The organism is Ruegeria sp. D3, assembly GCF_056534465.1.
Genome location: NZ_JBQFPK010000001.1, coordinates 129,883 through 148,826, shown reverse-complemented (window position 1 = coordinate 148,826; position 18,944 = coordinate 129,883). Strand labels below are relative to the sequence as shown.

The following is an 18,944-nucleotide window of genomic DNA, read 5'->3' as shown; positions in this document are numbered from 1 at the left end:
GCGGGCTGAGGTAAAGCGCCAGTTTTTTTGCCTTTGGCGGGGATATTTTTAGCCAGGTGAAGGATCAAGCGCTTTTTGCCATGCGTTGGGCCAGTTTAAGGGCTTCGATCATGCTGGATGGGTTGGCAATGCCTTTTCCGGCAATATCCAGCGCCGTGCCGTGATCCGGCGAGGTGCGTATGAACGGCAATCCCAGCGTGACATTCACACCCATGTCGAAATCGAGGGTCTTGATCGGGATAAGCGCCTGATCATGATACATCGCAACTGCTGCGTCGTACCTGGCGCGGGCCGCTGCGTGAAACATCGTGTCTGCAGGATGCGGGCCGGTGACCGTATAGTCATCTTGCGGCAAGGCTTGGATCAGCGGCGCGATCCAGTCAAGCTCCTCATGTCCCATTTTGCCGCCTTCGCCTGCATGTGGATTCAAGCCAGCCACACTGATGCGAGGTTTTGAAATGCCGAATTGTGTACGCAAACCTTGTGCTGTGATCTCGATCGTTTCGCGCAAAAGATCTGGTGTCAGAGCGGCAGGAACGCGGGACAGAGGAATGTGGATCGTGGCAGGCACCACTCTAAGTTGGTCGCTGGCCAGCATCATCACGACACGTTGCTGTCCTGCGAGGGCTGCAAGAAACTCGGTATGTCCGGGGTAAGCAAAGTCCGCGCCTTCCATCAGGGCCTTTTTATGGATCGGTGCCGTACAAAGCGCTGAGGCTCGACCGGACTGAACCATAGATACGCCGAGTTCGATCGCGTCGATGACGCTGGGCGCGTTGGCCGCAACGGGTTGGCCTGGTGTGTTGGCAGACGGAAAATCAAGGTGCAGCACAGGCAGGGCCTCAGCGCAGATCGCGGTCGCCTCAGAAAAATCTGTGATCCTCTGAATGGGCATACCGGCAGGAAGATGGTTGGCATCTCCAATGTAGACAAAGGGGCACGTTCCGCGTAGCTCTGCCCAGGCTTTTGCGGCGATCTCTGGGCCTATGCCTGCGGGATCGCCACAACTCAGCGCGATTGGGGCTATCATTGCTCGATGATCGTTGCGTCCGCACGCAATTGCTCGAGTAGGCTTTCGGCAAAGGCAGTCAGACGTTGCTGGGTCAGAGCATTGGCGACATCCGCGCGCGAAGTTTCCTCGCCCCGGTCCAGAGTACGTGTGCACAGCATTAGGAATTTCAGCGTCTGGCCATTGTTGCCGGTCAGCGCGGTCGAGACCTCGTTCAAGTCCAGTTTCGATAATTCAAGTGCGACATCGCGAGGGATTTCCGACGGGCTGGCTTCAATCCGTTGCAGAACGTTTTCGGGTTGGTCTTTTGCAAGGCCATAGAGATCATCGCAATTATCAACCTCTTCGCGCAGATCGGCAGCACGGGCCAATGTATCCGCGCTGCGGCCACCGGGAAGGTTGTAGATCGCGTAGTCGATTTTTGAATAGGTCGGAGTACCCGACGCAAGTTCGCGTAGGCCCCGAAGCTGAAACAGAGCGACTGCGTTTGGCAAAGAAATGGGTTGCGTTATTTCGCCATTCTTCAGACCAATGATGACCGGTTGCAGAGCGGGTGGCAGGTCGGTTAGGTTCAGCCAGTCCAACCGCCCCCCGTTAGTCCGGGTACCCGCCGCCGAATACTGCGTCGCAGCTGCCGAGAACGCATCGAATCCTTCCAGAAGCGCGATCTCTTCAGCCAACAATTCGACCTGTGCAACCGTTTGCTGATTTACGGGAATGATAACTTCGGACAGCAGAACTTGCAGCCCGCCACTGCCCGATTGACCAAGAGCGCGGTTGACCTCGTCTTCTGATGGGCGCGCCTGCGACAGGAATCTCGCGCTGATAAAGTCGCGCCACGACAGTTGGTCGGCCACAAAATCGCGGACGGTCTCGCGCGAAACACCTGCCTCGGACAGAAGCTGAAGGAACTCATCCGTCGACAAGCGACCGCGGGCAGCAAATTCGTCAATGCCCAGCTGAACGGCCTCGGGGCTGGCAGATATCCCAGCTGCGCTCATGGCTTGTTTGCGCAGACGATCGTCGATCAGGGCTTGGCGAACCTCGGCGTCCGACGCTCCGGGCGCGCCAAGAACGGTCAAAAACTGCTGGCGCTGCTCAAGTTCGTACCATGTGACGATATCCTGATTAACTTTGATGGCTGGGGAAAACAGGCTCTGGGCCAGGCCCGGCGACACGCTCAGACACAACGATACGACCGCAACATATGCGATTGGCCTGATCACAGCGGATCGGATGAGATTGGAGAAACCTGAAATCAACTGCATCTTCTCTTGAACTCTTGGCCACCACCTTCAACGGAGTATCCCGTCAGGGCTACCGTAAAGCCGAATTCAGTGGAAGGCTCAATACTAGATGACGAAGTAAAACGTCTGCTGACGGTCATGTTAACCTGCACGCACTCATTCTGGTACGTAACACCCAAGCCATACCGAATGGGTTCAGACTCGCTCAGATCGTAACGGGCGACGGCTTGGGTTAGCCAGTTCTGGTCGACCCTATAGCGTCCATCCAATCGAATTTCGGATATTTCATCGTCCACGTTCTCGTCTGGGTCTGGCTCCTGCCAGATATAGCTGCCCGACAACCTAACGGTTTTTTGCTGCCAGGCCGCGCGCATTTCGGCTTTGGCAAAACTGAAATCTCCGTTCAGCAAGCCGCGGCCTGCAAGTGACCACCCATTTGCGGTTTGCAATTGACCTGCAAGCAGCAGATCCGACGATGTTCCCTGTAGACCCGATGTCAGATTGAACTCAGGGTCGGGATCTGCGCGAAACACTTGCCCGACTGTGGCCAAAGCCCGGCGTCCGTTCGCTCCGTAGCGCGCCCAGTTGACACCAATGACGCCGGTTGCCCCATCTTCGCGTCGATCCGGGGCTGGAAATCGGGACAGCGACAGCAAGTTGCCCTGATCGAATTCCTGAAACGTACTTTCGTCGATTGGCACATCATTGGTCGAGACTTGCGTCCAACCGATCTGAGCAATTGGCTCCAGCACCTGCGTAGCCCCAGATTGCTCGCGCCGTGCCATGGGATAGCGCAGGGTCAACGCCGCCCGGGGGGTGGTGCGGGTTTCTTGATCAGGGAAATTGCTGTCGTGGCGGATGTTGAACGTGTCAATCGAGGCCCCGAACCGTGCGTCCGCACGCAGACCCGAGGTGAAGATCCAACTGCGCAGCCATTCCGCGTCAAAGGTTGCTCGGGCCACATCGCGACCAACGACATCCTCGTCACTTGTGCGTTCATGGGCGTGTGTAATGAAACTCAGCCGTGTTTCGCCGCCGATCGACGTCGGAAAGTGGCGTTTCTGATAGTACAGATCGAATACACGAGATGGAATTTCGTCCTGATCTTCGCTGTCGCGCAAGGTTTTGTAGTGGATAAAGCTGGTGCGGAAGGCGGTGTCGCGTTTTATCCGCTCCAGCGCAACTTCGCTGCGCAGGCGGTCGAAATCGGGCAGGCCATAATCGGCCAGGTAGGCGTCATCGGACGTGGTTTTAATGTTGAACGTGAACCGATAGCCGTCATTCAGATTGAAAAAGCCATCTGCGAAGAAGTAACCGCGATCCTCTCCGGGCTGAAGATCGTCACGGGTGTGTGCGCCCAACAAGCGAAGTCGCCCACGCTTGAACGCCTGACGATATCGATACCCCAGCGTCCGAGTTTTTGAGGACAGATAGGGTGTCAATGTCAGGTCTTTGTGGTCTCCCAGCTTGAAGAAATATGGAACCTGAACCCCCGTGCCCAACTGCGACGTTGTGCGAATCGAAGGCACCAGGAAACCAGTCGCCCGGTCCAGAGTGGGGTCAGGCAGACGCAAATAAGGGAAATAGAAGACCGGCAGGTCCAGAATTCGGAATTGTGCGCCTTCGAAATACAGTTGTCGTTCAAGCTGATCGTGGGTGACCTTGCGGGCCCTGATTTGCCATAAAGGCGGTCGGCCATCAGAACAAACATGACATGACGTGGCCGATACCTTGCTGAACTGTGTGTATCTGCCACCTGCGCGCGTAGCTTGAACCGATGCGACTTGGACCTGTTGGTCAAACACCATCCGCGCACCGATAAGCAAGCCGTTCTGAATACCGTCGTCCAGTTCAGCCGAATCCGCCAGAATCGTGGTAGAGCCGCCCTGATCAATGCGCACGGGGCCATCTAGGGTGAGTTGCCCGGTGTCCCGGTCATATGTGACCCGTTCAGCGGTAATTTTTGCATCGCCCTGAAATGCCTCGACATTACCTTCGGCGACCAGAACCCGTTCGGGCGTGATGAAAATCCTGTCCGCAACCAGCAAGGCTGGCTGCTCTTCCTGCGTGGCGTCCGTAGGCGCGTTCACACCTGTTGGGGATTGTGCGTAGATCGTCGCGGGCAAGGTGATCGCGATGGCTGCCGACAACAGAAGGCTGGGAAGCAACCGCATCAGCCGTCCTCCGCGTGAAGCAAGAGACCAAGCGACAACAGTATAGCAGCGAAAGGCGGAGCCCAGGCCGCGACGATAATAGGCAATTGACCGTTTTCCCCTAAAATTTGGGCAAAGTTGCGCACGAAATAAATCGCGAATCCCAGAAGAACTGCAGACAGAACCGCAATTCCCGTGCCGCCGAATCTTACATGGCGCATGGTGAAGGCCGCGCCGATAAGAACCATCGAAACCAGAAAGAAGGGCCGCGCCAGTTGCACTTGCAACCAGACTTCATATTGCTTGGTTGAAAACCCGGCCTCGCGCAGATCCCGGATCAGCTCGGGCAGATCATAAACCGAAACGGATCCCTGCTGCCCCAATGTGTCGAGAATGCGCTGCCGCGTAAGCGACGTCGGAACCTCGAGTCGTTCGTGAACGACCGAGTTACTCTCGGGGTTTGTGTCTTCCTCGAGGGACCAGACCTTGGCATTGTCCAATACCCATTTGCCCGGCCTCAGCTCGGCATTGTCGGCCGAGACTTGCTGGGTCGGGGTTCCTTCCTGTGAGAAAGTGATGATCGTCACGTTATTTAGCTTCAGTGTTTCACCGTTGGACGTACCTTTGGCGTGAATTACGGACTGACCGTTCTGTGATCCCTGGCGTAGCCACAAGCCCTCGCTGCTGATCGAAAACGCTGACGTGCCGTTGTTGCGGTAAGAGTCGGACAGGCGATTGTATTCCTCGGATGTCGCCGCGGAGATCGGGTTCAGCAGAGCTACGGCCATGGCTCCGATCAATAGGGCCAGTGCGACTGGAGCTAATAAAGACCGCATGCCTGAGCGACCAATCGCGCGGGTAACGACCAGTTCAGAACTGCGCGCCAGCCCAACGAACAGAGCGATCGTAGCGAGGATAACCAGCAAGGGCAGCATTTCGCTGATCGCAGCTGGTGTGTTCAGCAAGGTCAGATGCAGCAAGCGCCCGAATGAAAGGTTTTCGTCGTCGAACCGGCGGGCCTGTTCGATCAGGTCGATCAGAATCAGCAACGTCAGGAAAATGCCGCCGATCACCATAAAGTTCTGCAAGAAGCGGCGGGCAAAGTATCGATCGAGGATCACGGCAGAACCCTCGCCATTCCTGCTAACGCGAAAAAACAACTAGCCCTCAGGTCAGAATCACAACCGTTCGCGCCTTGCCGCGACGGCATATGCCTGCCCTGTCTTGCCACTTTGTTCTCCCCCGAACCTGCCGGAATTTTTTCTGGACTGTACTGCAATTGAAGTGCGGGGAAAACTGCTATCTGGTCAAGTTGATCGGGGCGGGCTAGGTCTTGGGTCACAGATTTTCAGGAGTTCCCAATGAGCAGTCTAATCCCGATCCAGTTTCAGACTTTTGACGTGGACATGATGGCGCAAGCCGAGGGCCGAGTCGCGATCATCGTTTCTGACGACGGCAAGATGGGTCCTGCCGCGCGCCGGGCCAATCGCCTGACCCGCGGTGCTGTCGCGCGGCTGGTCGAAAGCGAACAGTTCGAAAAGGTGAAATCGGGCGAGGTGATCACGTTGGCATGGCCCGGTGGCATGGCGGCCGAGGCGCTGGATATTCTGATCCTGCCGCGCCGCCCGGATGTGGCCGAGGCCCGCAAGGCTGGTGTCGCGCTTGCGAAACTGGCCGGTGGCAAGGCGCTGCTGGTGATGGCGGCCAACCAGACCCGCTCCGAGGATCTGGCCATGGGTATCGCTCTGCGCAGTTATGAGTTCGACGCGCACAAGACCAAAGACTCTGATCCAGCCGCGACGGTCACTATTGCGCATCAGAAATCTGACGAGGTCGAAGCCGCCTTTGTGCCGCTCTATGCTATTGCCGACGGCGTGCGGATGACGCGTGATCTGACGAATGAGCCCGCCAATATCCTGACAACAACAGAATTCGCTGACCGCTTGGCCGAGATGAAGGATCTGGGCCTCGAGGTTGAGGTTCTGGAAGAAGACAAACTGGAAGAGCTGGGAATGCGCACATTACTGAGCGTCGGTCAGGGCTCGGTCAGCCCGTCGAAGGTTGTGGTGATGCAATGGAACGGTGGCGACAAGGGCGATGCCCCGCTGGCGCTGGTCGGCAAGGGCGTTGTGTTCGATACCGGCGGAATTTCGTTGAAGCCTGCGGGTGGCATGGAAGACATGACCATGGATATGGGCGGCGCGGGTGTCGTCGCTGGCACCATGCGCGCGCTGGCCAAGCGCAAGGCCAAGGCCAATGTGGTCGGGCTGGTGGGGCTGGTCGAGAATATGCCCTCGGGCAATGCCACGCGTCCCGGCGATGTGGTCACGTCGATGAAGGGCGATACGGTCGAGATCATCAACACAGATGCCGAGGGTCGTTTGGTTCTGTGCGACGTGATGTGGTACGCGCAGGAGCGGTTCAGCCCTGTAGGCATGGTTGATCTGGCGACCCTGACCGGCGCGATCATCATCGGTCTGGGGCATGAGAATGCAGGCGTCTTCTCGAACAATGACACGTTCTGCGATGCCTTCTTGAAATCGGCCAAAGCCGAGGACGAAGGCGCGTGGCGGATGCCCTTGGGCGCGGCATATGACAAGCAGCTGAAGTCTCGCATCGCTGATATGAAGAACGTAGGCGGGCGGCCTGCGGGCTCGATCACCGCTGCGCAGTTCCTTCAGCGTTTCGTGAAAGAGGAAACCCCGTGGATTCACCTGGATATTGCCGGTGTTGCCTCGGTGGCGTCCGAGACGTCCTATGCTCCGAAGGGTGCGACTGGCTGGGGCGTGCGCGCGTTGAGCCGTTTTGTGCAGGACAATTTCGAGTAATCGGATGGGTGCTGTCTATTTCTACCACCTGACCCGGCAGCCGCTGGAATACACGCTGCCAGTTTTGCTGGACAAGGCCCGGCAGGCCGGGTGGAAGATCGTCGTGCGGGGAACAGATCCCGCACGGATGGACTGGCTGGATGAAAAACTGTGGCTGGGGCCGGATGACGGGTTCCTGCCGCATGGGCTTGCCGGTGGGCCGCACGATGCGGCGCAGCCCATTTTGCTGACGACCGGACCGGATGTGTCCAATGACCCGGCCTGCGTAATGGCGGTGGACGGTGCGCAGGTAGGGCCGGACGAAGTGAACGCTCTGGAACGGGTCTGTATACTGTTCGACGGCAATGACGAACAGGCCGTTCAGCATGCGCGCGGGCAGTGGAAGGCCCTGACCGGCGCGGGGTGTTCAGCGCAATACTGGTCCGAGGAAGCGGGCCGTTGGGAAAAGAAAGCCGAGGCTTAAGCCTTTTGCGCTAGTTTTCAGGAGATCGATACATGGAAATGAAGCCCTTGGGCCGAACAGGCGTTATGGTGACCGACCTGTGCCTCGGAACAATGACTTTTGGATCGCAGACATCCGAGGCGGACGCTCATCGCCAGATGGATATGGCGCTGGATGCTGGGATCAATTTTGTCGATGCGGCCGAAATGTATCCGGTCAACCCCATCGCCAAGGAAACCATCGGACGCACCGAAGAATACCTTGGCAACTGGAACGCAGCCAATGCTGCGCGTCGTGAGAGTTATGTTCTGGCGACCAAGCATTCGGGCGCCGGCATGGTCCATGTCCGAAACGGCGCGCCGATCACCGGTCAGACGATCCCCGAAGCCATCGAGAATTCGCTGCGACGATTGCAGACCGATTACATCGACCTCTACCAGTTCCACTGGCCGAACCGGGGCAGCTATATGTTCCGCCAGAACTGGAACTACGCTCCGTCCGGCAAGAACACGGCCGATGTGTTGGACAATATGTCGGAATGCCTCGAGGCGCTGCAGGCGCAAGTTGATAAGGGCAATATTCGCGCTTTTGGTCTGTCGAACGAAAGTGCATGGGGCACCGCGCAGTGGCTGCGTCAGGCCGAGGCAGGCGGTGGGCCGCGGGTGGCATCGGTTCAGAACGAGTATTCATTGCTGTGTCGGCATTTCGACACTGACATGGCCGAATTGAGCGCGCATGAAGACGTTGGATTGATGGCGTTTTCGCCTCTGGCGGCAGGGTTCCTGACGGGCAAGTATCAAGAGGGCGCAGTTCCTGAGGGCTCGCGCATGTCCTTTGTGCCCGATATGGGCGGTCGACATTGTGATCGGGTTTTCACGGCGGTGAATGCCTATCTGGACATCGCAGAGAGACATGGATTGGACCCGGTGCATATGGCATTGGCCTGGTGCCGTACGCGCCCATTTGTGATGACGGCCATATTCGGAGCGACAACAGTCGAGCAACTCGCCCATATTCTTGACGGGAAAGAGTCGAAACTTTCCAAAGAGGTGATGCGCGAGATTGGCGATGCGCATCGGGCACATCCCATGCCGTTCTAAAATCTTTCCGGAGGTGGATAGGGGGCTCTGCCCCCGCCGCCCGTTCCGGGCGACTCCCCCGAGATATTTTTGGCCAGATGAAGGGGATCCGGTCAGTGATGGGTGGGGTGCGCGCGCTCTTGCCTGAGATCGCGGGCAGAAAGGCCGTGGGCGGTGCGAAAGGCGCGGGCAAAGCTGGATTGTGATCCAAAGCCAGTAGCCAGCGCCACATCCATCAACGACATGTCTGTGTCGGTGACCAGACGGCGGGCCTCGGCCAGGCGCAGCTGCAGGTAGTGGTCCTGCGGTGTGGTGTTCAGGCGCAGGCGGAATTGTTGCTGTAGGGTGCGGGGGCTGGTGCCTAATGTCTCGGCGATATTGGCCAACGGCAGCGGGTCATCCAGCGCGGATTGCATCAGGCTGTTTGCCTTGGCCGTAAGGGTCGTGTGACGGTGCGGCGCGCCGGTGCGGCTTTGCGGTTTGGCGGGGTCGGGGGCTCCGTCATAGAGGAACAGGCCGGACACGCGCGCGGCAAAGCCTGCGCCGTGGCGCGCAGCGATGATGTGCAGCATCATTTCGACCGCCGGGATCGCGCCGCCTGAGGTTAGGCGGTTTTGAGAGACGGTGAAGCGGTCGGGGCGCACGTCGACCTCGGGGAAACTGGCTGCGAAATTGTCCAAGTCTTCCCAATGGGTTGTAGCTGCGTGGCCGTCCAGAAGGCCAGCTTCGGCCAGTAGCCAGGGTCCTCCGTCGATGCCGGCCATTGTGGCGCCAGTGTTTGCGATCCGGCGGAGACCTGCCAGCAGGCTGGGGGTGGCGTGTCGCGCCAGTTGGAACCCGGCAACCACGATCATCAGGTCGCAGCCCTGCAAGCGGGCCAGCGGAATGCCCGGCACGGTCAGGGCGCTTGTCAGCATCGCGGGCTCAGGTGTGGCGGTCACATAGTCCCAGTCAAACGCGGGACGATCCGCCAGACGATTGGCCGCGCGCATCGGATCAACGGCGGATGCAAAGCTGAGCGTGTTGCAGTCGTCCAGCACCAGCACCGCCGTTTTCAGGGCACGATGTTCGGGCTGCAGTATGTTTTTTGCGGATTTCATCAAGTTCGATTCGCATTCTGGCAAGTGTTTCCTAAAGGCTGCGCCAGAGTCGCAGGCAACGCAAATCGATTACCGGGGAGAAGTCTGGGGAAAACTCAGGGCAAAACCGGGTATAAGCTGGGGAGAACGCCATGCCTTTGGAAATGAACCGCGAGGTCTTTATCACCTGTGCCGTGACCGGCTCGGGCGGAACGCAGGATCGCAGCCCGCATGTGCCGCGCTCGCCGCAGCAGATTGCCGATAGTGCAATTGCAGCGGCCAAGGCCGGGGCGGCAGTGGTGCATTGCCATGTGCGAGACCCCGAAACGGGTGCGCCAAGCCGCCGGCTGGATCTGTATCGCGAGGTGACAGACCGAATTCGCGACGCGGATGTCGATGTGGTGCTGAACCTGACCGCCGGGATGGGCGGGGATATCGTGTTCGGCGGCGTCGAGAGCCCGTTTCCCGTGGCCGAGGGCACCGACATGATCGGTGCGTCAGAGCGCGTGGCGCATATTGCGGAGTGTCTGCCCGAGATTTGCACGCTGGATTGCGGCACCATGAACTTTGCCGAGGCGGATTACGTAATGACCAACACCCCAGGTGCACTGCGGGCGATGGGGCAGATGATGACGGATATGGGTGTGAAGCCCGAGATTGAGGCTTTTGACACCGGTCATCTGTGGTTCGCCAAACAGTTGGTGAAAGAGGGAATTCTGGAGCCGAACGCTCTGGTTCAGCTGTGTATGGGCGTGCCGTGGGGCGCGCCGGATGATCTGAATACGTTCATGGCCATGGTGAACAATGTGCCCGACGACTGGACGTTCAGCGCGTTTTCGCTGGGGCGGAACCAGATGGCTTATGTGGCGGCCTCGGTGTTGGCGGGCGGCAACGTGCGCGTGGGGCTGGAGGACAATCTGTGGCTGGACAAGGGTGTTCTGGCCGAGAACTGGCAGTTGGTCGAGCGTGCGGGGACCATCATTGAAAATATGGGCGCTAAGGTCATTGGGCCTGCTGAGGTACGCGAGAAGCTCGGTTTGACCAAGCGCGCGCCGGTGGCGAAGTAAGAGTGATTGGGGGCCAGCCCCCAAACCCCCGAGGTATTTTTAGCCAGATGAAGAGGCGGATCGACTTGAAAACAGCGGCAATCATTGGTGGTGGTGTGATCGGCGGCGGATGGGCCGCGCGGTTTTTGCTGAACGGGTGGGATGTTCGGGTTTTTGACCCTGATCCTGAAGCTGAGCGCAAGATTGGGGAGGTTCTGGACAATGCGCGGCGTTCGCTGCCGGGGCTGAGTGATGTTCCGTTGCCACCCGAGGGTTCTCTGAGTTTTCATGAAGATATGGTTGAGGCCGTGCAGGGCGCGGAGTGGATTCAGGAAAGTGTGCCCGAGCGGTTGGATCTTAAGTTGAAGGTTTACAAGGGGTTGCAGGAGGCGTGTGATCCGGGCGCGATCATTGGCTCGTCGACCAGTGGGTTCAAACCTTCGGAATTGCAGGAGGGTGCGTTACGGCCCCAACAGATCGTTGTGACGCATCCGTTCAACCCGGTGTACTTGCTGCCACTGATCGAACTTGTACCGACGGACAAGAACCCGTCTGAGATGGTCGAGCGCGCGCAGGGGCTCCTGAAATCGGTGGGGTTCTTCCCTCTGCACATCAAAAAAGAAATCGACGCGCATATCGCTGACCGGTTCCTTGAAGCGGTTTGGCGCGAGGCGCTGTGGCTGGTCAAGGACGGCATTGCCACCACCGAAGAGGTGGATGAGGCGATCCGTATGGGGTTCGGCATCCGCTGGGCGCAGATGGGTCTGTTCGAGACCTACCGCGTGGCGGGTGGCGAGGCCGGAATGCGGCACTTTATGGCTCAGTTCGGGCCGGCTTTGAAATGGCCCTGGACCAAGCTGATGGACGTACCGGAGTTCACTGATGAACTGGTCGATATGATCGCCGATCAGTCGGATGCGCAATCGGGGATGCATTCCATCCGTGAACTGGAGCGCATCCGCGACAATAACCTCGTGGGCATGATGCGCGCGCTCAAGGCGCAAAACTATGGCGCAGGGGCGGTGCTAAACCAGCATGACGCGCTGCTGAAACCAGGTGCTCTGCCGACGATGGAGGAGGCCGATCTGAGCCAACCGATCCTGACCTTGTCGCGCGCGGTGCCGCTGGATTGGACGGACTATAACGGCCACATGAATGAGGCGCGCTATCTGGAGGCCTTTGCCGCTGCCACCGACCGGTTCATGGAGATCATCGGTTGTGATGCGGACTATATCGCCTTGGGCGGCAGCTACTTCACCGCTGAGAACCACATCCGCTATGTGGATGAGGTGCATGCAGGCGCAAAGTTACAGGTGCGCACGCAGATGCTGCTGGGGCAGGGCAAGAAGCTGCACGTTTTCCACAGCATGTACGAGGGCGACAAGCTGCTGGCCACGGGTGAAAGCTTTCTGCTGCATGTCAGTCTGGACACCCGCCGTCCAAGTGCTCCGTCAGCGCAGATCGAGGCGGCCATGGCCCGAATTGCCGAGGCGCAGGCCGGGTTACCTTATCCCGAGGGCGCGGGGGCGGCGATCCGTAAACCTGCATGAGCGCGCGGGTTCTGATCACGGCCGGAGCCTCGGGCGTCGGTCGGGCCATGGCCGAGGCATTCGACGCCGTTGGCGCGCAGGTCTGGGTGGTCGATCTGGATGCTGAGGCGTTGGCCGCGTGCCCGAGCCATTGGAAACGGTCGCAGGTGGATGTGGCGGATGAGCCCTCGGTTGCCGCCCTGTTCGCCGAGATTGCGGCGCAATGGGGTGGGCTGGATACGCTCTGCGCCAATGCAGGGATCGCCGGGCCGACGGCGTTGGTCGAGGATGTGGCGCTTGACGAATGGCGTGCCTGTCTGGCGGTCAACCTTGAGGGGGCGTTTTTATGCGCGAAATACGCGGCACCGATCCTCAAGCGTCAGGGCAGTGGGGCGATCATCATCACCTCGTCTACGGCCGGGCAATACGGATATCCCAATCGCGCGCCCTATGCGGCGGCGAAATGGGGTGTCATCGGGCTGGCCAAAACGCTGGCGATGGAGCTTGGCACCCACGGCGTGCGTTGCAACACGATCTGCCCCGGCGCGGTCGAAGGCCCCCGGATGGAGGGCGTTCTGGCCCGCGAGGCCAACGCCAAAGGCATGACCCGCGATCAGGTGTATAACGGCTATGCCGCAGGCACCTCGATGGGGCGGTTTGTCGAGGGGCGCGACATTGCCGATATGGCAGTGTTTCTGGCGTCAGACGCGGCGCGGCTGGTTTCTGGGCAAGTGATCGCGGTGGACGGGCATACCGTCAACCCCGACCCCAAGATTTAGCCCTGATTGGGACCACGAATCTGGCGGATGGTCTGACGGACCGCCTGCCAATCCTGTGCCTGTTGCATATTCCCGGCAGCCTCGCATTCGCGCATCTTCTGCGCGGCTTCAGCCTCGGCTCTGTCTCCGTGGGCGGAATATAAGGCCCGTGCGTATTGGGCGGTTTGCATTGCGTCCATTCCTGTGCTCCTCCGTTCATAATCGGAATGCGAAAGGGTTCGCGCCCAGCGACGTTAGCACAGGATTGAGTTCAACGCATACTGTCACGTAATGCGCGCAGATGGCCGGGAAAATCGCGCGCAGTGACGTCGGCCTCGCGGACCAGAGTGTCAAAATGGCGGGTGAACGTTTCGATCCGGTCGCGGTCGCGGAACGCCATATAGTGGCTGCCCGCATAGAACACGCAGAGCAAGGGGCCAAAGATCGTGACTGGTGCCGAATAAAGCCTTTTTGCATCAAACAGATAGATGCGCAGGCGGGGATAGAGTTGGTCGCACAGAGCAAGTAGATGGTCGATCTGATCCTGACGTGTTTGCAGATCCAGCCCTCGGTAGTACCCGGATGCGCATGCGAAGCTTTCGATTTCAAACAAGGGCATGGCAATTTCGTAGTCCGATTGCGCCCGGCGCATCCAGGTCAACCGGTCTTCAGATGCGCCAATGGCCTGATCTGCCGTCCGCCCCAGATGTGGTGCATACTCCCATTCCAGAACGGCGCGAGTCTTTAACATATCCGGCAAAGTCGCTGGAACGTAACGGATTTTGTACCCGGCGGCCTCTTGGTGCCATTCGAAAATCCGCTCATCCACCAACGCGCGGGCGGCTTCGGTCACGGTTAACGCACCCGCCAAAAGTTCGGCCGCGCTTTCGGGTCGGTCCGAGAGCGACAGGAGCCAATCCGCCGAAACCCCAAGCGCTGACGCGCAACCACCCACCACATGTGCATTCGGCAACCGAGCTCCATCGCCGGTCAGAAGTTGCGACACGGTCGAGCGATCCACGCCGATGTTTCGTGCCAGAGCACTTTGGCTAACGTGCCGCTCCTCCATCGCGCGGGCAAGGCGGAGGCGGAATTGTGCGGCACGGTCTCGTTTGTCGATATTTTCGGACATGTGTTTGGTTTTATCACAAATGATGAATTTTGTTAATCACATTCAGAATGTTCACCACCTGCGTGATCCGTAATTCTTGAGCCATAACAAAAATATGGGTGACGGAATGGAGACACGACGCAGATCAGTCGTGAAGGCCGTATTGTGGAATGCGGTGGGCTTTGTCGTTATGAGTTTTGTGGGGTTGATCGCAACCGGATCAGCGGCGATCGGGGGCGGCTTGGCTTTGGTCAACACGGCCATCGGCCTGACGCTCTACGTGATTTACGAACGTATATGGGCAGGTATTTCATGGGGCCGCAATGTCTGAGCGTGCAGGGCCTGAATGGGGCACCTTTGCCCTTATCATTGGGTGCTATGGGGCGTGGTTGGCGATGCTGTTTTATTTGCCGGTTTGGGCCGCCGTGCCATTGGTGGGCGTTGTCGCAGCACTACATTCCTCGCTGACGCATGAAGCGATCCACGGCCACCCCTTTCGGCAAAAGGCGTTGAATGAAGCGTTGATGGCGTTGCCGTTGACGCTGTTCATTCCGTACCGTCGGTTCCGCGACCAACATCTGGCGCATCATCGTGATGCGACGTTGACCGACCCCTATGACGACCCGGAATCGAACTATCTAGACCCACAGGTCTGGGCAGGTCTGCGCGGTTGGCAGAAACGCTTGCTGGCAGTGAACAATACGTTACTAGGGCGCATCGTGCTGGGTCCGGCCATTGGCCAATTTGTGTTCATGCGAAATGAGTTACGCTGCGTTTTTGAGTCTGAAATCCTGCGTGCCTGGGGATTGCATCTATGCGGTGTTCTGATGGTGCTGTGGATTGTGTTGCTGTCGCCCATGCCAATCTGGGCCTATGTTCTGGCCGCCTATCTGGGGCTAGGCTTGGTGAAGATCCGAACCTTTCTTGAGCACCGCGCCCATGATCGGGCTTCGGCTCGTACGGTGATCATCGAAGATCGGGGGCCCTTGGCATTTCTCTTTCTTCACAACAACCTGCACGTGGTTCATCACATGAATCCAGCGGCGCCGTGGTACCGATTGCCCGCCCTTTATCGCGCAGGGCAAGACACGTACTTGGCGCGGAACGAGGCTTATGTCTATCGCTCTTACGCGCAGGTGTTTAGAGCCCATTTCCTAAGGGCCAAAGACCCAGTGCCCCATCCGCTCTGGCCAAAGGGGTAAATTGCGGCCACAAGGGGCGGTATGAGCCTCTGGATACCCGTCACCATCGCCGCCGCCTCGTTTCAGACCGTGCGGTTTATGCTGCAAAAATCACTGAGCAGCGTGAAATTGTCCGCCGCAGGTGCGACCTTTGCCAGATTTGCCTATTCGATGCCGTTGGCCGTTCTGGCGCTGTGGGTCGCGCTGCGGCTCAGCGAGCTGTCTTTGCCTTCGATGCCGCCTATGTTCTGGCTGTTCGCGACCATTGGCGGCACAACGCAGATCTTGGCAACCATCTGTGTGGTCGCCTTGTTCAAGCAGCGCAACTTCGCGGTCGGAATCACGTTCAAGAAAACCGAGGTGATCCAGACCGCTATCGTCGGTTTCCTCGTTCTGGGTGATCAGATTTCAGCCGGAGCGTTAGTAGCCATTCTTATGGGCCTGACTGCAGTTCTGCTGCTGTCGAAAAACCCCGGAGGGGACGGCGCGTGGTGGAAACACCTGACCAATCGCGCGTCACGGCTGGGGCTGGGGTCGGGGATTCTGTTCGCCTTTTCCTCGGTCAGCTACCGGGGCGCATCACTACAACTGGGCGAGATCGACGCATGGTTCCGCGCGCTGGTGACACTGGCCGTTGTTGTGACATTCCAATTCGTCAGCATGGGGCTGTGGCTGCTGTGGCGAGACCGCGCCGAACTGCGCGCGGTGTGGGAGACGCGGCGCACCGGCGTCTTCGTGGGCCTCACCAGTCTAAGCGGGTCGTTTTGCTGGTTCTTCGCCTTCACATTGCAGAATGCGGCTTATGTGAAGGCGCTGGGGCAGGTCGAACTGATCCTCAGCCTGTTTGCTTCGATCCTGTTCTTCCGCGAAACCATCACCCGGCGCGAGATCGCGGGGATGGCATTGCTGGGGGCTTCAATCCTGGCCCTTGTTTTGACGATTTAAGAGGCGTCCGCCTCGGCCAGCGACGTTACGCCCGCGCGGCGCTCGTCAAAGCTCAGTGCGATGAAGCTAGGCAGATGATCACCCATGCCAACAACCGCCGGACCCGAATCGTTGCGGCGGCCCCGGCCACGCGGTTCTTTGTCCTTTCGGCGGTCCGAGTCCTTCTTGCGCTCGAGCTTTTTGTCGGCCTTTGCCTCGTCGGTCGGCTTGGCCTTCTTCTCGCGTTTGGGCTTTTCGTCCTTGGGCTCTTCCTTGACCGGATTGTCCAGTCGGGGAATGTCCTTCTGGATCAGCTTCTCAATCGCGTCCAGCGCCTTTTCATCGCGGCCCGAGCAGATTGTGATCGCCTTGCCCTCGCGCCCCGCGCGACCTGTGCGACCGATGCGGTGCACGTAATCCTCTGCATGGCCGGGGACGTCAAAGTTGAACACATGGCTAACCGAAGGGATATCCAGCCCTCGCGCCGCCACGTCCGAGGCCACCAGCAGGCGCAGAGACCCGTCGCGGAATCCGTCCAGCGTTTTCATGCGCTGCGACTGATCCAGATCGCCGTGAATGGCGGCGGCGTTATAGCCGTATTTCTTCAGCGATTTCGCGCAGATATCCACATCCGTCTTGCGGTTGCAGAAAATGATCGCGTTGGTGCAGCCTTCACCCTCGGCGTCGATCAGCGCGCGCAGAACCTTGCGCTTGGCGCTGGCCTCGCGGTCGCGACGACCGCCCTTGAACATGACCACGCCCTGTTCGATGGTCTCGGATGCGGTGGCTTGGCGGGCAACTTCAATCCGCGCGGGGGCCGACAGGAACGTGTCGGTGATCCGCTCAATCTCGGACGCCATAGTGGCCGAGAAGAACAGGGTCTGGCGGGTGAACGGCGTCAGTGAGAAGATGCGCTCGATATCGGGGATGAACCCCATATCCAGCATCCGGTCGGCCTCGTCCACCACCATGATCTGAACACCGGTCAGCAGCAGCTTACCGCGCTCGAAATGATCCAGCAGACGACCCGGCGTGGCGATCAGCACGTCGACGCCTCGGTCGATCAGAGCTTCTTGTTCCTTGAAGCTTACACCGCCGATCAACAGCGCTTTGGTCAGTTTCAGGTGTTTGGTGTAGGTGTCGAAATTCTCGGCCACCTGCGCGGCCAGTTCCCGTGTCGGGCACAACACCAATGATCGCGGCATCCGCGCACGGGCGCGGCCACGGGCCAGCAGGGTGATCATCGGCAGCGTGAAGCTGGCGGTTTTGCCCGTCCCGGTCTGGGCGATGCCCAGAACATCCTTGCCCTCAAGCGCAGGCGGAATCGCTCCGGCCTGGATCGGGGTGGGGGTTTCGTATCCGGCTTCCTCAATGGCTTTGAGGACCTTCGGGTTCAGGTTCAGTTCGTTAAACTTTGTCATGTATGTCCGGTTTTTGCGGACACTCGACCTGGCCCGCGCGTATGAATGTGTGCCGGGCCCGGATGGCCATGCGCATCCCGCGCATTTCGGCTGAGGCGGGACATAACAAAAACGTTGGGCAGGGTCAAATGAAGAGGGTTTCAGACCCCTGTGCTCCGATACTGTGCAGATTTAATGCAACAATTCAGATGCTTCCAGGGAAGTGTTTCGCAAGCTTCCGGTCCAGATCCAGTGGCCGATGCCGGATCAACCCGTGTTGTTCAAGCCGTGCCCGCACGTCGGGGTGCGCGCCGCTGATCTCATCGAAAAACGCGCGCAAGCCGTCGATACCTTCCTCGGCTTCGATCCAGCCGAGCAGTTCGTTCATGTTCATCCCGCCTTCATCCCGCGGGACATTTGGCGTCATTCCGGGTTTGTATGACCCACGCTCAAGTCGGAACCGGTAATGCGCCAGCCAGTTCTCCCAATCCGGGGCGTGCCGGTGACAGAGCGCAGCCTCGGCAAGTTCCGCTTTGCAGATCAGGCGTTCTCCATGCTGGAACAGCCCGTGAATGCGAAAGTTGATGCCCGGCAAACCGGTGCGGGCAAAAACCTTGCCTTGCAGGTGACTTAGAAACCCACCCTTCACGAAAGACCCATAATTGGGATAGAGCGCCTGCACCGTCGCGGCGCGATCAGGTCCTGAGGGAATATAGGCTTTGTACAGGTCCTTGGCTTCGGCCACCGCCTCTTCCGGGCGGACACGGACAAAGGGGGTATCCGGTGCGACCCCGGCCAGCAGATCGGCCACCGGGCGGTAGGGCCACAAAAACTCGTCCAGATCGATATGCAGCAACCAGTCTTCGCTGGCCTTTCGATAAGTGAATGAGGCATTGGCTGTCTGGCGCACCTGATGCTTGTCGGGGCGCGCCCGCTGACGATTGGCCCAGTACCCGTCGTCGCAATTGCGGACCTCAACCTTTGGATGCCGGTTCAGGGCGTTGAAGGCCTTGGGGCAGGGCTCGTCCAGGTAGACATGCATACGATCCACCCCTAGGTCGAGGTGATAGGCCACGAAACGCAGGATGTCCGGGGCCGCCCCCCGGACCGTCGAGACAGTCCCCCAGGTCGGTTTAGCGCCCATGCGCGGCCCTTTGG

18 protein-coding genes are annotated in these 18,944 nt (G+C 59.1%); 9 read left to right on the top strand and 9 right to left on the bottom strand.

Annotated elements, in window-relative coordinates; translation table 11 throughout:
- Positions 1–64 precede the first annotated feature (64 nt).
- Genes pdxA through lptG form a run of 4 tightly spaced genes read right to left on the bottom strand, consistent with a single transcriptional unit; the run spans position 65 to position 5,530 of the window.
- Complete coding sequence (gene pdxA / locus ACR0DX_RS00705; protein ID WP_170354396.1) at positions 65–1,030, bottom strand: 4-hydroxythreonine-4-phosphate dehydrogenase PdxA; 966 nt, start codon at positions 1,028–1,030, stop codon at positions 65–67.
- The gene (locus tag ACR0DX_RS00700; RefSeq protein WP_170354395.1) at positions 1,027–2,277 is read right to left on the bottom strand and encodes a peptidylprolyl isomerase; all 1,251 of its coding nucleotides are present in this window, start codon (positions 2,275–2,277) and stop codon (positions 1,027–1,029) included. Before ACR0DX_RS00700 ends, pdxA begins: the two co-directional genes overlap by 4 nt.
- Complete coding sequence (locus tag ACR0DX_RS00695) at positions 2,268–4,430, bottom strand: LPS assembly protein LptD (protein ID WP_170354394.1); 2,163 nt, start codon at positions 4,428–4,430, stop codon at positions 2,268–2,270. Before ACR0DX_RS00695 ends, ACR0DX_RS00700 begins: the two co-directional genes overlap by 10 nt.
- On the bottom strand, positions 4,430–5,530 hold the full coding sequence (lptG, locus tag ACR0DX_RS00690) for an LPS export ABC transporter permease LptG (RefSeq protein WP_170724247.1): 1,101 nt from the start codon (positions 5,528–5,530) through the stop codon (positions 4,430–4,432). The genes ACR0DX_RS00695 and lptG overlap by 1 nt, the downstream gene beginning before the upstream one ends.
- Before the next feature lie 240 nt (positions 5,531–5,770).
- Here lptG and ACR0DX_RS00685 point away from each other — a divergent pair, with 240 nt between their 5' ends.
- From ACR0DX_RS00685 to ACR0DX_RS00675, 3 genes are read left to right on the top strand one after another with little or no spacing between them, the layout of a single operon-like run.
- Positions 5,771–7,237, top strand: a complete 1,467-nt coding sequence (locus tag ACR0DX_RS00685) for a leucyl aminopeptidase (protein WP_170354392.1) — start codon at positions 5,771–5,773, stop codon at positions 7,235–7,237.
- Positions 7,238–7,241: 4 nt separating this feature from the next.
- Positions 7,242–7,700: a DNA polymerase III subunit chi gene (locus tag ACR0DX_RS00680; protein ID WP_170354391.1), complete on the top strand. Its 459-nt coding sequence runs from the start codon at positions 7,242–7,244 to the stop codon at positions 7,698–7,700.
- A gap of 32 nt (positions 7,701–7,732) precedes the next feature.
- On the top strand, positions 7,733–8,779 hold the full coding sequence (locus tag ACR0DX_RS00675; protein WP_170354390.1) for an aldo/keto reductase: 1,047 nt from the start codon (positions 7,733–7,735) through the stop codon (positions 8,777–8,779).
- A 92-nt stretch (positions 8,780–8,871) separates the two neighbouring features.
- Here ACR0DX_RS00675 and ACR0DX_RS00670 read toward each other — a convergent pair whose 3' ends face one another.
- Positions 8,872–9,858 (bottom strand): GlxA family transcriptional regulator, encoded by a 987-nt coding sequence (locus ACR0DX_RS00670; RefSeq protein WP_480844864.1) that lies wholly within the window; start codon positions 9,856–9,858, stop codon positions 8,872–8,874.
- 131 nt (positions 9,859–9,989) lie between these two features.
- Here ACR0DX_RS00670 and bcoG point away from each other — a divergent pair, with 131 nt between their 5' ends.
- The 3 genes from bcoG (at position 9,990) to ACR0DX_RS00655 (ending at position 13,191) form a co-directional block, all read left to right on the top strand.
- A complete protein-coding gene (bcoG, locus tag ACR0DX_RS00665) occupies positions 9,990–10,904 on the top strand; it encodes a 3-dehydrocarnitine:acetyl-CoA trimethylamine transferase BcoG (protein ID WP_170354388.1) in 915 nt (304 codons plus the stop codon).
- Positions 10,905–10,969: 65 nt separating this feature from the next.
- The gene (locus tag ACR0DX_RS00660; RefSeq protein WP_480844862.1) at positions 10,970–12,433 is read left to right on the top strand and encodes a carnitine 3-dehydrogenase; all 1,464 of its coding nucleotides are present in this window, start codon (positions 10,970–10,972) and stop codon (positions 12,431–12,433) included.
- Positions 12,430–13,191: an SDR family oxidoreductase gene (locus tag ACR0DX_RS00655; protein ID WP_170354386.1), complete on the top strand. Its 762-nt coding sequence runs from the start codon at positions 12,430–12,432 to the stop codon at positions 13,189–13,191. The genes ACR0DX_RS00660 and ACR0DX_RS00655 overlap by 4 nt, the downstream gene beginning before the upstream one ends.
- On the opposite strand, the gene ACR0DX_RS00650 is transcribed toward ACR0DX_RS00655, so the two are convergent.
- Entirely contained in the window at positions 13,188–13,370 is a 183-nt protein-coding gene (locus ACR0DX_RS00650) for a hypothetical protein (protein ID WP_170354385.1), read from the bottom strand. The two genes, ACR0DX_RS00655 and ACR0DX_RS00650, sit on opposite strands and share 4 nt — an antisense overlap.
- 71 nt (positions 13,371–13,441) lie before the next feature.
- Complete coding sequence (locus tag ACR0DX_RS00645; protein WP_170724249.1) at positions 13,442–14,302, bottom strand: helix-turn-helix domain-containing protein; 861 nt, start codon at positions 14,300–14,302, stop codon at positions 13,442–13,444.
- A 106-nt stretch (positions 14,303–14,408) separates the two neighbouring features.
- Between ACR0DX_RS00645 and ACR0DX_RS00640 the strand changes: the two genes are divergently transcribed.
- Genes ACR0DX_RS00640 through ACR0DX_RS00630 form a run of 3 tightly spaced genes read left to right on the top strand, consistent with a single transcriptional unit; the run spans position 14,409 to position 16,407 of the window.
- Entirely contained in the window at positions 14,409–14,612 is a 204-nt protein-coding gene (locus ACR0DX_RS00640; RefSeq protein ID WP_170354383.1) for a DUF2061 domain-containing protein, read from the top strand.
- Positions 14,605–15,483 carry a fatty acid desaturase gene (locus ACR0DX_RS00635; RefSeq protein ID WP_170354382.1) on the top strand — a complete coding sequence of 293 codons (879 nt, stop codon included), beginning with the start codon at positions 14,605–14,607 and terminating at the stop codon, positions 15,481–15,483. The genes ACR0DX_RS00640 and ACR0DX_RS00635 overlap by 8 nt, the downstream gene beginning before the upstream one ends.
- Positions 15,484–15,504: 21 nt before the next feature.
- Complete coding sequence (locus ACR0DX_RS00630; protein WP_170354381.1) at positions 15,505–16,407, top strand: DMT family transporter; 903 nt, start codon at positions 15,505–15,507, stop codon at positions 16,405–16,407.
- Here the strand turns inward: ACR0DX_RS00630 and ACR0DX_RS00625 are convergent.
- Complete coding sequence (locus ACR0DX_RS00625) at positions 16,404–17,807, bottom strand: DEAD/DEAH box helicase (protein WP_480844857.1); 1,404 nt, start codon at positions 17,805–17,807, stop codon at positions 16,404–16,406. The two genes, ACR0DX_RS00630 and ACR0DX_RS00625, sit on opposite strands and share 4 nt — an antisense overlap.
- Before the next feature lie 184 nt (positions 17,808–17,991).
- Positions 17,992–18,930, bottom strand: coding sequence for a glycosyltransferase family 2 protein (locus ACR0DX_RS00620; RefSeq protein ID WP_170354379.1), 939 nt, complete (start codon positions 18,928–18,930; stop codon positions 17,992–17,994).
- Between the last annotated feature and the right edge of the window lie 14 nt (positions 18,931–18,944).